We start from the raw sequence: 14,868 nt of genomic DNA on the forward strand, positions 1-14,868 counted from the left end.
CTGCTAGCCACCGCGATTGCTACTTTTGAGGAGTGTCCACTCGCCGATGTATCATTGTCCACCCTGAACGCATCACCACTACTGTGCTTGCCCGCCGTACATTTATCGCACCCGACGCACAGATGACAGATCAGCCGCCGTAAAGCCATCGCACCCGACATACAGACGTCATCATCGGCTACCCGGACAGCTATCGCAGTCGGCTTGCAGACGGACGCCATTAGCAGCCGACGTAAAGCCATCGCACCCGGCTTACAGATGCCTTTAGCAACTGCCAAAAGCCATTGCAGCCGACGGCAGACGGTTATCACAAAGCCGCGATAACTGCCGTCAGCCCAGCAGCGGAGGAATTTCCTCCGCGTCCAGCCGTTCCTGCGGAAGCGGCAGGCGGGCGACGCCGTCGCCCGGCGCAAGCGCGCCGCCGTGCTCCGCCTCCAGCTGCTTGAACGCAACCGACATCATCAGCTTGATCCGGTTCACCTGGTTGACCTCGCTGGAGCCCGCGTCATAATCAATCGCCGCGATGTTGGCGCTTGGGTACAGCTCCTTCAGCCCTTTGATCATGCCCCGCCCAACCACGTGGTTGGGCAAGCAGGCAAACGGCTGGGCGCAGACGATGTTGGGCACCCCGTCGTCCAGAAGCTCCATCATCTCGCCGGTCAGGAACCAGCCTTCGCCCGTCTGGTTGCCGACGGAGAGCAGCTGTTCCGCTTTTTCGGCCAGCTCGTAGATGGTATGGGGGACGCCAAACCGTCCGCTTTTGACGAGCGCCTGTTTGACCGGCTTGCGGAAATGCTCCAGGTAGCCCGCGACCGCCCGGCCCGCCGTTCCCGCCAGCAGGCTTTTGCCCATCCGCATGCTTTTGTAGGTCGGGTTAAACGCGCAGTAGAGGAAGAAATCGAGCAGGTCGGGAAGCACCGCCTCCCCGCCTTCCGCCTCGATCAGCTCCACCAGGCGGTTGTTTGCGTCGGGATGGAACTTGACGAGAATTTCCCCCACGACGCCCACGCGCGGCTTGCGGCCGCCGGCTACCGGCAGCGCGTCGAACGCCGCTACAATGTCGCGGACGATGCGGCGGTACTCGCGCATGCTCAGGCTGCGGACGGAGCGCTTGCAAATGTCGAGCCAGTACGCATAGAGCTTATCGGCGCTCCCCGGCGTCCGCTCGTACGGGCGGACCCGGTACAGGACGCGGTTCAGCAGGTCTCCGTAACAGACACCCGCGACCACCTTGCGGATCAGGCCGGGGGACAGCTGGAAGCCCGGCTGCTTTTCGATGCCCGAGGCGCTGACGGCGATTACCGGCACATGCGAAAGCCCGGCATCGTTCAACGCCTTGCGGAGCAGGGCGGTGTAATTGGTCGCCCGGCAGCCGCCGCCCGTCTGGGTCATCATGACCGCCGTGCGGTCGAGGTCGTATGCGCCGCTTTTCAGCGCCGCCATGATCGAGCCGATGGTCACCACGGCCGGGTAACAGGCGTCGTTGTTCACATACTTCAGCCCGGTCTCGACGGCATCCCGGCCGGCTTGCTTCAGCACTTCCAGCCGGTAGCCTTCGCTGAGGGCCGCGGCCTCGATCATTTCAAAATGCGTCGGGGCCATTTGTGGCCCAAGAATGGTGTAATCCTTTCGCATGGCCGGCGTAAACACGCGCCGCTCGGGCGGCCTCCGCAGCTCTTTTGCCCGTACGCCCTGCCGTTCCCGTTCCTCCATCGCCGCCCGGAGCGAACGGACGCGGATGCGCGCCGCTCCGAGGTTGTTGATCTCGTCGATTTTGAGCAGGGTGTACATTTTGTTTCGGTCCTCCAGCAGCTCCTGGACCATATCGGCCGTTACCGCATCAAGCCCGCAGCCGAACGACGTGAGCTGAATCAGCTCCAGATCGTCCCGCGTTCCGGCATAGGCCGCCGCCCGGTAGAGCCGGGCGTGATACTTCCACTGGTTCACCACCCGCAAAGGACGGTCGATGACGCCGAGATGGGCGATCGAATCCTCGGTGAGCACGGCCATATCGAAACCGGCGATCATTTCCGGGATGCCGTGATTGATTTCCGGGTCCACGTGATAGGGGCGTCCGCTCAGGACGATGCCTTTTTTGCCCGTGGCGCGCAGATAAGCCAGCGCCTCCTCGCCCTTGGCCCGCACCTCGCGCCGCACCTGCTCGTTTTCCGCCCAGGCCCGTTCCACCGCTTCCCCGACTTCCCGGCGGGGGATGTCGGGGAAGGTGCGGCTAAGTTCTTTTTTGAGCGCGGTTTTGTTGTCCAGCGTCAGGAACGGATTCCGGAAATCGATCCGACGGTCCCGCAGCACGTCCATGTTGGTGCGAATCACTTCCGGATAAGAGGTGACGACCGGGCAGTTGAAGTGATTGTCCGCTTCGGCCTCTTCGCGCTTCTCATACATGACCGACGGGTAAAAGATGAAGTCCACGCCCGCTTCGGCAAGCGCCGCAATGTGGCCGTGCGCAAGCTTCGCCGGGTAGCAGACGGAATCCGAAGGAATCGTCTCCATGCCCTTCTCGTAGAGGCTTTGGCTGGAGCGCGGCGAAAGCTGCACCCGGTAGCCGAGCGCGGTAAAAAAGGTATGCCAGAACGGATAATTCTCGTACATGTTCAGCACGCGGGGGATTCCCACGGTGCCTCTCGGCGCTTTTTCGGCGGAGAGAGATTCATAGGCGAACAGCCGCTTGTATTTAAAGTCGAACAGGTTCGGCACATCCCGGTTGGTACGGCGCCCGCCGGCCCCACGCTCGCAGCGGTTGCCGGTGATGTGCGAGGAGCCGCCCTCGAACCGGTTTACGGTGAGCAGGCAGCGGTTGCCGCACAAGCCGCAGCGCCGCCGCGTAACATCGACGCGGAAGGCATCCAGCTGCGCTGCCGGAAGCACGGCGGAGACGGAAGGCGGAACGGCGGGCGGCGTGACGCCGAGTTTGTCCGCCGGCGCCGGGGCGGAGGGGAATGCGGCCAAACGCGCCGCAGCATCCGGGCCGCAGGCAGCGGCGCCAGCTGCCGCAGAGTCCCCCGCCGCCAAGCCATACGCGGCTGGGCCTGCTCCCGCGATGGTTTCTGCCGTCGCCGGGGCGGCCGCACGCGTTGCAGCGGCGGAGGAGCAAGCGGAGGGTATCTCCGCCGCAGTGCGGCCGCCGCCAGCGGCTCCTCCAGCCGCTAGCCCCGCAGCAGCCCCGCCCCCAGCAGCGCCCGGGCCGCAGGCAGCAGCGCCCGGGCCGCAGGCAGCAGCGCCCGGCCCGCCGCCAGCGGCATCGCCGGCAGCCAGGCCCGACGCGATCCCGGCGCCGGGCGGCCGCGCGGCTGATACTCCGGCGGGGCGCAGCGCCTCCGCCTGCTCGCGGGCGATCAGGGCCGCGCCGTACGCGCCCATGATGCCCGCCGTGTCCGGGCGGATGGCCTCGCGGCCCGTCAGCAGCTCGAAGGCCCGCAGCACGGCTTCGTTCAGGAAGGTGCCGCCCTGCACGACGACCCGCTCGCCCAGGTCCTCCGGGCTGCGCAGCCGGATCACCTTTTGCAGCGCGTTTTTGACGACGGAATACGAAAGCCCCGCCGACAGGTCGGCTACGGTAGCGCCTTCTTTTTGCACCTGCTTCACTTTCGAGTTCATAAAGACCGTGCAGCGCGAGCCGAGGTCGACCGGATGGGCGGAGCCGAGCGCCTGCGCCGCAAAGTCGCGGATCGGCAGGCCGAGCGCCGCCGCGAAGCTTTCCAGGAACGAGCCGCAGCCCGCCGAGCATGCCTCGTTCAGCATCAGGCTGTCGATGGTGCCGTTTTTGATCCGCATGCACTTCATATCCTGACCGCCGATATCAAGAATAAAGTCCACATCCGGCCGGAACTTCAGCGCCGCCTTGTAGTGGGCGACGGTCTCGATTTCGCCCGCGTCCACCCGCAGGCCGGCCTTCACCAGGCCCTCGCCGTACCCGGTGACGACCGAACGGACGATCCGCGCCTCTCCGGGCAGAGCCGCGTACAGCTCCTTCAGTGCGCCGATTACGGAGTGAAGCGGGTTGCCCTGATTGCTTCCGTAAAACGTATACAAAATTTCGTCGGCATCTCCGGTCAGCACCAGCTTGGTGGTCGTGGAACCGGCGTCGATCCCGAGGTAGCAAGCGCCGCGGTAATCCGCCAGCCTTCCGCGCGGAGCGGCCGCGGCTGCATGCCGGGCGCGAAAACGCTCCAATTCCTCCGCAGCGCCAAAAAGCGGAGGCAGCGGCGCGGTTTCCCGGACCGCCGTCCGGGCGTCGATTGCCTGCAGCTTCCGCCACCATTCGTCGGCCGTCAGCGCTTTTTCTTTGCCCGCGAGGAAAGCCGCGCCGCTGTTAAACGCGGAGCCAAGCGCCACGAAATACTGGGCGTTCTCCGGAAAAATCGCATCCTCCGGCGCAAGCTTCAGCGTTTCCGTAAATCGTGCGCGAAGCTCCGGCAAAAAAGTGAGCGGCCCGCCCAAAAAGGCGACCTTGCCCCGGATCGGCCGGCCGCATGCCAGTCCGCCGATCGTCTGGTTGACGACGCTCTGGAAGATCGAAGCCGCGATGTCCTCCCGGCGCGCCCCTTCGTTCAAAAGCGGCTGCACGTCCGTTTTGGCGAAAACGCCGCAGCGGGACGCAATCGGATAAATCGTCTCGTACCCGGCCGCCAGCCGGTTCAGCCCCTCCGCGTCGGTTTGCAGAAGCGCGGCGATTTGGTCGATAAACGCTCCCGTCCCTCCGGCGCATGCCGAATTCATCCGCTGCTCGATGCCGCCGCGGAAGTAAATCATTTTGGCGTCTTCCCCGCCCAGCTCGATCACAACATCCGTCTCCGGGATGAAACGCTCGACCGCCTGCGTGCAGGCGATCACCTCCTGGATAAACGGAACGTCCATGTGGGTGGCCAGCGAAAGACCGGCGGAGCCGCTGATATTCAGCGTGGCGGACACCGCAGGGAAACGCCGGCGCATTTCAGTGAATAACGCGCGCACCGTATTTTTCACATCGGACATATGGCGGCGATAAGAGCGGTATACAATCGTTCCCGTCCCGTCGACCACAACCATTTTGGCCGTCGTCGAACCGACGTCGAGTCCCGCATGCAAGATCATCAGGCATCACCTTTATTAAGATATACGGAGAAAAAAGTATAAACATGATCACATTCCAAACCGCTGTTTTCAAGTATCTTTAATCACCTTTCGGCTCTGCAAGAGCAATTCCTCCAGACAAATAAGGAGGAAATCAAAATTTTTGTTGAAAAAAGGCGATTTTCCGCCGGACGAAAAGTGTGACATTGTTTGGACGGAAGTCACTATCGGCACGTGACAAAGATCGGGTAATCTGGTAATAGAGAAACTTCGGCCACCATGGAGAGGAGTTTGAAAACGGATGGATGCCTTATGGATCGCTGCAGGCACGGCGCTGGTCGCCGCCGGTGCCGCCGGCTTGCTGAGCACCCCGCGCGGCTCCCGCCGCCGGCCCCTGGCCCACTATCGCAAGGTTTGGACTTTCCGTCCAGGAGAGCTGAAAGAATTGACGCTTGAGCTTCCCGGCGGAGTCGAGGCGGAATTTGCCGCGGGCTGCGGAGCGGAAACCCGGGTCATGCTGGAGGGGTGTGCCGAACAAGAAAACGCAGCGGCCCTCCAGTCGGCGGTGCTTTCGAGCGACGGCCGGCTCTCCCTGCAGGCTGCCCGGACAGAAGGCGACGTCCGGATGCTGACGCTGCCGGGGCGGCGGCGGGCGCAAAAGCTCACGGTCCTGCTGGGTGAAGAAGACCGCCTCGAGCTGTTCCGTCTCATCGCCCGTGCAGGCGACAGCCGGCTCTACGGCATCCGGGCGGAACGGATCGACCTTTCCTCCGTTTCCGGCGCGCTTTGGCTGGAAGGCCTGACGGCGCGGGAGATCGGCATCCGTTCGGCATCGGGCGAAATCACCGGGTCGGAGATCGCGGGCACCATCTTGCTTAGCGCCAAATCGAGCCAGGTTCGGCTCAACCGGCTCAGAGGAACGGGGAAAATCAAATGCACCTCGGGCAGCATCCGCATTGACCATACCTCCGCCGCCTCCCTGGACGTCCGCAGCTCGTCGGGAAATGTCACCGTCACGCCCGGAGAATGCTTTAACGGTACCTTTGACGTACAGGCCGATTCGGGCAAGGTTCGGCTTCCGCTGCAGCAAGCCTTGTCCAACCAGGTAATCCGCATCCGGACGGGCTCGGGCCGGGTGCGCGTCAAAGAGTCGGCCAAGGCATAACCGTGCCTGTCCGTGCCGCCTTTACCGGAGGCTTGGTCCGGCAATCGCCATAAAAAAAGAGGCTGGTTTCCAGAATCCCCAAGGAGATTCGGAAATCAGCCTCTTTCGTTCGTTGCCTGGCTCTTGCGGTTGGCCGCCCTTAAGGAAGATTGGAAGCCCCCATCAGGAAACGGTCCACTTCGCGTGCGGCAGCGCGTCCTTCGTTGATCGCCCAGACGACCAGGCTTTGCCCGCGGCGCATGTCGCCGGCGGCAAAGACCCCGGGCACGTTGGTGGCAAATTTGCCGTACGCCGCTTTAACGTTGGTGCGTTCGTCCCGTTCGACGCCGAGCTGGTCCAGCACCGGGTTTTCCGGACCGGTGAAGCCCATGGCCAGGAGCACCAGCTGGGCCGGAATCACCCGTTCGCTGCCCGGGATTTCCACCGGCACCATGCGGCCGTTCTCGTCCCGTTTCCACTCGATTTTGACCGTGTGGACACCGGCCACGCGGCCGTTTTCGTCGCCGACAAACTTCTTCGAGCTGACCAGGTATTCGCGGGGATCGCTGCCGTACTTGGCCGCAGCTTCCTCCTGGCCGTAATCCATTTTGTACACCTTCGGCCATTCCGGCCACGGGTTGTTGGCAGCCCGCGTTTCCGGCGGACGCGGCATGATTTCCAGCTGCGTCACGCTGTTGCAGCCATGGCGCAGGGAAGTGCCGACGCAGTCGGTCCCGGTGTCGCCGCCGCCGATGACGACGACATCTTTGCCTTCGGCCGAGAGGAACTCCCCGTCGGCAAGGCTGGAATCGAGCAGGCTCTTCGTATTCTTGCTCAGAAACTCCATCGCCAGGTGGATGCCGTCCAGGTCGCGGCCCTCGATTTTGAGGTCGCGGCCTTGCGTGGCTCCGCCGCACAGAACGACGGCGTCGTATTCGCTCTTCAGCTGATCGGCCGGGATGTCCTTGCCGATTTCCGTTCCGGTGATGAACCGGACGCCTTCCGCCGTCAGCAGGTCGACACGGCGCTGGACGACTTCCTTTTCCAGCTTCATGTTCGGGATGCCGTACATCAGCAGTCCGCCCGCGCGGTCAGCCCGTTCGTAAACCGTGACGCTGTGGCCGGCTTTGTTCAGCTGGGCCGCCGCTGCCAGTCCGGAAGGACCGGACCCGACGACGGCCACTTTCTTGCCCGTGCGGCTTGCAGGAGGCTCGGGTGTGATCCACCCTTCCTCAAAGCCGCGGTCGATGATGGCCCGTTCGATCGATTTGATGGCGACCGGGTCCCCGTTCAGTCCCACAGTACAGGAGCCTTCGCAGGGAGCCGGGCAAACCCTCCCCGTAAATTCGGGGAAGTTATTCGTTTTGTGCAGGCGGTTCAGCGCCTCGCGCCAATCGTTGCGGTAAACGAGGTCATTCCATTCGGGAATGAGGTTGTTGACCGGGCAGCCCGAGGCCATGCCGCTGATCATTTTGCCCGAATGGCAGAACGGAATGCCGCAATCCATGCAGCGCGCGCCCTGCATCCGGAGCTTTTCCGCCGGCAAATCCTCGTGAAACTCCCGGTAGTGTCCGATTCTCACGAGAGGATCGTCATCTTTTGGGACTTCGCGCTTGTATTCCAGAAACCCTGTCGGCTTACCCATTGTTTTCGCTCCCCCGTGTCAGTTTCCGCTAACGCGGCTCGCGTCGCGCATGTTTTCCTCGAAGGCGACCATAATGGCCTCTTCGTTCGACAAGCCGGAATTTTTGCCTTTTTCGATGGCGTTGAACATCCGTTTGTAGTCCCGCGGAATGACCTTCACAAAGTTGAAGATCTCTTCCTCCCAGTTGTCGAGGATGCGCTGAGCGACCGTGCTTCCGGTAAATTTATAGTGGTTGCGGATCATCGTCCGCAGCTCGTTGGCTTCGTAGTGTTCGGAAACCTGCTCCAGCAGGACCATTTCCTTGTTGACGCGGCTGTCGAATTCGCCGGAGGCGTTGTAGACGTACGCCACGCCGCCCGACATGCCTGCCGCAAAGTTGCGGCCGGTCGAGCCGAGGACGACGACGCGTCCGCCGGTCATGTATTCGCAGCCGTGGTCGCCTACGCCTTCGACGACCGCCCGCACGCCGCTGTTGCGCACGCAGAAGCGTTCGCCCGCGCGGCCGCGGATGTAGGCGTCCCCGTCGGTGGCCCCATAGAAGGCCACGTTGCCGACGATGATGTTCTCTTCCGGCACGAAGCCGGACAGCTTCGACGGGAAGACGATCACTTTGCCGCCCGACAGGCCTTTGCCGATGTAGTCGTTGGCGTCGCCCTCCAGGGACAGCGTGATGCCCTTCGGCACGAAGGCCCCGAAGCTTTGGCCGGCCGAGCCGTTGAAGTGCAGCCGGATCGTATCGTGCGGCAGCCCTTCCGCGCCGTAGCGGCGGGTAACCTCGCTGCCGAGAATGGTGCCGACGACACGGTTGACGTTCCGGATCGGCATGATCGCGTGCACGTGCTCGCGGTTATCCAGCGCCGGCTTGCAGACCGACAGGATGCGGGTGACGTCCAGCGAACGATCGAGGCCGTGATCCTGGGCTTCGGTACAGGAGCGGCCCACGTTGTCGGCCACCTCCGGCTGATACAGAAGCGGGGTCAGGTCCACGCCTTTGGCTTTCCAGTGGTCGACCGCTTTTTTCGGCTCCAGCACATCGGTCCGTCCAACCATTTCGGCGATGGAGCGGAAGCCGAGCTCGGCCATGATCTCGCGCACTTCCTCGGCAATGAACGTCATCAGGTTGACGACATGGTCCGGGTCGCCCGCGAACCGCTTGCGCAGCTCGGGGTTTTGGGTGGCAACGCCCACCGGGCAGGTATCCATGTGGCAAACGCGCATCATGACGCAGCCCAGGCTGATCAGCGGCGTGGTCGCGAAGCCGAATTCCTCGGCTCCCAGCAGCGCCGCCACAATGACGTCGCGGCCGGTCAGCAGCTTGCCGTCGGTTTCCACGGTGATGCGGCTGCGCAGGTTGTTCAGGATCAGCGTCTGGTGCGTCTCCGCAAGGCCCAGCTCCCACGGGAGCCCGGCGTGGCGGATGCTCGTTTGCGGCGAAGCGCCGGTGCCGCCTTCGTACCCGCTGATCAGGACCACGTCGGCTTTGCCTTTGGCAACGCCGGCGGCGATGGTGCCGACCCCGACCTCGGATACCAGCTTGACGCTGATCCGGGCGTTCGGGTTGGCGTTCTTCAAATCGTGGATCAGCTCAGCCAGATCCTCGATGGAATAGATGTCATGGTGCGGAGGCGGGGAGATCAGGCCCACGCCCGGCGTGACGCCGCGGACCTCGGCCACCCAGGGGTATACCTTCCGCCCCGGAAGCTGGCCGCCTTCGCCCGGCTTCGCGCCCTGCGCCATCTTGATTTGAATCTCGTCGGCATTGACGAGGTAGTTGCTCGTCACGCCGAAGCGGCCGGAGGCCACCTGCTTGATCGAGCTGCGGCGCAGGTCGCCGTTCGCGTCCGGCCGGAAGCGGTCCGGATGCTCGCCGCCTTCGCCCGTGTTGCTGCGGCCGCCGATCCGGTTCATCGCGATCGCCAGCGCTTCGTGCGCCTCCTGGCTGATCGACCCGAAGGACATCGCGCCGGTTTTGAACCGTTTGAAGATGGATTCAATCGGCTCCACTTCGTCGAGCGGCACGGAACGCCGGCCCGGCTTGAATTCCAGCAGTCCGCGAAGATGGAACTGCTTTTCCGAATCGCGGTTGATGAATTTGACGAAGTTCTTGTACATCGCATAGTTGCCGCTGCGGACAGCGGTTTGCAGCGCGTGGATCGCTTCGGGGGAATAAAGGTGCTCTTCCCCGTTAGCCCGGTACTGAAGGTCGCCGCCGGCATCCAGCACCCGGTCTTTGCCCTCCAGCTCGGAATAGGCGCGATTGTGGCGCATTTCGACTTCCCGGGCGACGATGTCGAGCCCGATGCCTTCGACGCGCGATGGCGTCCAGGTGAAGTAGCGGTCAACGAACGCCTTTTTCAGGCCGACGGCTTCGAAAATTTGCGCGCCCCGGTAGCTCTGGATGGTGGAAATGCCCATCCGCGCCAGCACCTTGACGACGCCTTTCGTGACGGCTTTGGAGTAATTGTAATGCGCTTTGGCGGAGTCGATGTCGGTCAGCAGTCCTTCGCGGATCATGCCGTCCAGCGTCTCGAACGCCAGATACGGGTTGATGGCGCCCGCGCCGTAGCCGATCAGAAGCGCAAAGTGATGCACCTCGCGCGGCTCGCCCGATTCCACCACAAGGCCGACCTTGGTCCGGGTGCCTTGGCGGATCAGATGGTGGTGCAGGCCGGAGGTCGCCAGGAGCGCCGGAATCGGCGCCAGCGATGCGCCTACCTCGCGGTCGGAAAGAATCAGGAGCGAAGCGCCTTCCGCGATGGCGCGGTCGGCGTGCGCGAACAGCTCCTCCAGGGCCTGCTCGATGCCCGCTTCTCCGCTGCCGGCCGGATAAGCCATGCGAAGCGTTACCGCCTTAAAGCCCCGTTCGCCGGCAAATTTGAGCTTGGCGAGTTCGGCGTTGGTTAAAACCGGCGTCTTGATCCGGATTTGGCGGCAGCTTTCGGGCGTCGGCTGAATCAGGTTCCCTTCCGCGCCGATCGTCGTTTCCTGGGCGGTGATGATTTCCTCAAAGTTGGCGTCAATCGGAGGGTTCGTCACTTGGGCAAACAGCTGCTTAAAATAATTGTAGAGGAGCTGCGGCTTGTCGGACAAAACGGCCAGCGGGGCGTCGTTGCCCATCGAGCCGATCGGATCGACGGCGTTTTTGGCCATCGGTTCAAGAAACTTGCGCAGCGTTTCGAAGTTGTAGCCGAAAGCAAGCTGGCGTTCCGTAAGCGTCGCCGTTTCGGCAACGGGCTGCTCCGGTGCTTCGGGGAGGTCTTCGAGCGCAACCAGGTTTTGGTCCAGCCACTCCTGGTAAGGATGCTCATTGATGATCCGGCTTTTGATTTCGTCGTCGGACACGATGCGTCCTTCACGGGTATCCACGAGGAGCATGCGGCCGGGCTGCAGCCGGTCCTTGCGAACGATACGGTCCGGCGCAATGTCCATAACGCCGACTTCGGAAGCGAGGACGATCATGTCGTCTTTGGTGATGTAATAGCGGGCGGGGCGCAGGCCGTTGCGGTCCAGCACGGCTCCGATAATCCGGCCGTCCGTAAACGAGATCGCCGCGGGGCCGTCCCACGGTTCCATCAGGGTGCTGTGGTATTGGTAAAACGCGCGTTTTTGCGGGTCCATGCTCTCGTGCTTCGACCACGGCTCGGGAATCATCATCATGGCCGCATGCGGCAGAGAGCGTCCGGTCAGCGACAGGAATTCCATGACGTTGTCGAAAATCTGCGAGTCGCTGCCTTCTTCCTCAATTAAAGGAAGCAATTTTTTGAAGTCGTCTCCGAACAGGTCGGTTTCGCACAGCACCTGCCGCGTTCTCATCCAGTTGACGTTGCCGCGCAGCGTGTTGATTTCGCCGTTGTGGATCATGTAGCGGTACGGGTGCGCGCGTTCCCAGCTCGGGAACGTGTTCGTGCTGAACCGGGAGTGAACCAGCGCAAGCGCGGAGGCAAGCTCGGGATCGCGAAGTTCCATGTAATATTGGCCGACCTGGTCGGGCGTGAGCATCCCTTTGTAAACAATCGTGCGGCTGGACAGGCTGGCGTAGTAAAAATCGCCGGCTTCCCGAATCTCGCGGATCGCATGCTCGGAGCGCTTGCGGATCACGTACAGCTTGCGCTCGAACGCAAGCTCGTCGCTGCCCGCGGGCACGTTCGCGCCGATGAAGATCTGCCGCACAAACGGCTCGTTCAAACGCGCGGTGTCGCCAAGCAGGCTGTTGTCGGTGGGGACGGTTCTCCAGCCGAGCACGGTTTGTCCGGCTTCCTGGGCCATCTTCTCCACGATGATTTCGCAAGCTTCGCGCGCCGTCTTATCCTGGGGCATAAAAATCATGCCGACGCCGTATTGGCCGGCTTCGGGCAGACGGAATCCTTCCTTCTCGCATTCACGCTGCAGATAGGCATGCGGAATTTGCATCAGGATGCCTGCTCCGTCGCCTGTGTTCGTCTCGCATCCTTGGCCGCCGCGGTGGTCCAGATTGCAAAGAACCTGAAGCGCCTGGCTGACGATGTCGTGGGACGGGTTCCCCTTGATGTTGGCAACGAAGCCGATGCCGCATGCATCGTGCTCATACCGGGGGTCGTACAGTCCCTGCTGAGGGGGCAATCCATTCGATTTCATTCCCGCGCAACCTTTCTATTGATAATTTTATGAAATAACTAAGCCAGAAGGTAATTAAATATTTTATTCATTTTACCATCGCAAGGGGTAGATTACAATTTATAATCGGCAAAAAGACGAATAAAAAAGTGTTATAGGTTTTGAATCTACGTCTTTTCACTTTGGGCTTGGTTTCCTTTTTTAGGCTCGGCCCTTCCGCTTTCCGGAGCGCCATTTATTTGCCATAATTGTTTTGTTCCCGTTCAAGTAACATGATATGATAGAACACGGTATGAGACGGAAGCAGGCTGGACTGATAAGGCAAGGTGAACTTGTTGTGAGAAAAAAAAGAATTCTGATCCTGTCCGAGGGATTTGGCTCAGGACATACGCAGGCGGCCCACGCCATTTCCTTCGGTCTTCGCCGGCTGTCCACGTCGGTTCGGACCCGGGTTCTCGAGCTCGGCGCCTTCCAGCATCCGACCGTGGCCCCGTGGATTTTTTCCGCCTACCGAAAGACGGTCACCTCGCGGCCGAAGCTGTTCGGCAAGCTCTACAAAAAACAATATGCAAAATCCCTTAACCGGTTAACCTCGCTCGCCCTGCACCGGATATTTTATAATGCGACGGAAGAAATCATTGAGCAGCTCCGTCCGGACCTGATTGTCTGCACGCACATGTTTCCGAACATCGTGGTCTCCCGGCTCAAACGCGCCGGGCTGCAAATTCCGCTGATCACCGTAATCACCGATTACGACGCGCACGGAACGTGGATGGACACCGAGGTGAACCAATACCTCGTCTCAACGGAGGAGGTCAAGGCGAAACTGATCGCCAAGGGCGTCTCGCCCGGCATTGTAACGGTGACCGGCATGCCCGTCCACCCCGATTTCTGGCAGCCCTTCGACCGGGAGGAGATCCGTTCGGCCTTCGGCCTGTCGGACATGCCTACCGTGCTGATTATGGGCGGCGGCTGGGGAATGATCAGCAACGAGGAACTGATCTACCGGGCCAGTACATACCGCGATCGGGTGCAGCTGATTCTCTGCCTCGGCAGCAACGAGAAGCTGCGGGAAGAGCTTTCGGAGGACCCTTTTCTGGATCATCCCAACATTCATATCCTGGGCTACACAAAAGAAATCGGCAAACTGATGGACGTCTCCGACCTGCTCATCACCAAGCCGGGCGGAATGACCTGCTCGGAAGCGCTGGCGAAGGGAATCCCGATGCTGTTTTACAGCTCATTCCCCGGCCAGGAGGAGGAGAATTTGCAGTATTTCGTGGACAACGGGTACGGAGAAGCGATCAGCTCCCCGGATACGATCGACGTCTGGTTCAAGCGGCTGATCGCCGAGCGGCACGAATTCGCCGCCAAACGGGAAGCTCTGCGGGAACGCCGCTCCGACCAAAGCCCGGACGAATGCGCCCGGGTGATCCTGGAGCTGCTGGGCTGACGCAAGAGCGTGTGCTTTACAGGCAGTCTTGCTGACGGATGAGGCAGTGACTCCCTATAGAAGCTGCCTTGCTGACGGATAAGCGGTGGTCCTTCGCGGAGTTGCTGCCTGGCGGACGGATGGCGCAGTTGGTCTTCATGGAGTTGCTGCATAAAGCTGTTGTTACCTGCTAGAGTTGATGAATGGCAGTGAGCCTTCGCGGAGTTGCTGCCTGGGGGACGACTAAGTCAGTGGATCTTTCATGAGACAATCATGCAAGCATGGTCGAGATCGTGATGGCCATTCAACTCTGCCGACGTTCCGCCGATTTATAAAAGAAGAAAAGAGGCCTGCCGGCCATCCCTGAAAAGCGGGTCGACAGGCTTTTTCTTGTTTGCGGCAGACCAGGTGGATGCCACCGTCTTGTTTCGCAAGACGGCCAGAAGTCTGGATGCGGTCTTACGTTTGGCTAGTCCGCTATCGTTGGGACGCGCTTTCGTATTTCGCAAGGCGGCTATGGTTTGGATGTGGCCTATCATGTTCCGCAAGGCGGCCTAAAGTCTGGATGCGGTTTTACGTTTGGCTACTCTGCTATGGTTGGAACGTGCTTTCACGTTTCGCAAGGCGGTTATGGTTCGCATGCGCTCTTACGTTTGGCTAATCTGCTATCGTTGGGACGCGCGCTCTCGTTTGGCAAGTTGATATCAGCACACTCTCGCTCCTCTGTTTTTTCCCGCTAGGAAGGAATACGATGTTCTGGAGCAAGGCGTACGAATAAATCCTGTACTTTCCTCAAACGCAACCCGGCAGCCCCGATACACTCCTCTAAAAGGTTGAAAAAGACAGCAAATTTCCCCATAGCCTTGCTGGAAGAGGAAGTCCCTAATGGAATTTACGGAACGATCATAAGGAATCCCTCCGACCCACCCCCGCCGAACTCTAGCTAAGATGAACGTAAACAAGGACAGCCCTCCATAATTGCTA

At 61.3% G+C, this 14,868-nt stretch carries 5 protein-coding genes; 2 read left to right on the forward strand and 3 right to left on the reverse strand.

Annotated elements, in window-relative coordinates; genetic code table 11:
- Window positions 1–330 precede the first annotated feature (330 nt).
- Window positions 331–5,088 carry an acyl-CoA dehydratase activase-related protein gene (locus AC6I6H_RS10445; protein WP_497953709.1) on the reverse strand — a complete coding sequence of 1,586 codons (4,758 nt, stop codon included), beginning with the start codon at window positions 5,086–5,088 and terminating at the stop codon, window positions 331–333.
- A gap of 283 nt (window positions 5,089–5,371) precedes the next feature.
- On the opposite strand from AC6I6H_RS10445, the gene AC6I6H_RS10450 reads away from it, so the two are divergent.
- Window positions 5,372–6,235, forward strand: coding sequence for a DUF4097 family beta strand repeat-containing protein (locus tag AC6I6H_RS10450; RefSeq protein ID WP_497953703.1), 864 nt, complete (start codon window positions 5,372–5,374; stop codon window positions 6,233–6,235).
- A gap of 139 nt (window positions 6,236–6,374) precedes the next feature.
- Here AC6I6H_RS10450 and AC6I6H_RS10455 read toward each other — a convergent pair whose 3' ends face one another.
- Complete coding sequence (locus AC6I6H_RS10455) at window positions 6,375–7,859, reverse strand: glutamate synthase subunit beta (protein WP_497953704.1); 1,485 nt, start codon at window positions 7,857–7,859, stop codon at window positions 6,375–6,377.
- Between the two features lie 18 nt (window positions 7,860–7,877).
- The gene (gene gltB, locus AC6I6H_RS10460; RefSeq protein WP_497953705.1) at window positions 7,878–12,473 is read right to left on the reverse strand and encodes a glutamate synthase large subunit; all 4,596 of its coding nucleotides are present in this window, start codon (window positions 12,471–12,473) and stop codon (window positions 7,878–7,880) included.
- A 316-nt stretch (window positions 12,474–12,789) separates the two neighbouring features.
- On the opposite strand from gltB, the gene AC6I6H_RS10465 reads away from it, so the two are divergent.
- Window positions 12,790–13,905: an MGDG synthase family glycosyltransferase gene (locus tag AC6I6H_RS10465; RefSeq protein ID WP_497953706.1), complete on the forward strand. Its 1,116-nt coding sequence runs from the start codon at window positions 12,790–12,792 to the stop codon at window positions 13,903–13,905.
- Window positions 13,906–14,868 lie beyond the last annotated feature (963 nt).

This window comes from Gorillibacterium sp. sgz306347 (assembly GCF_059735245.1).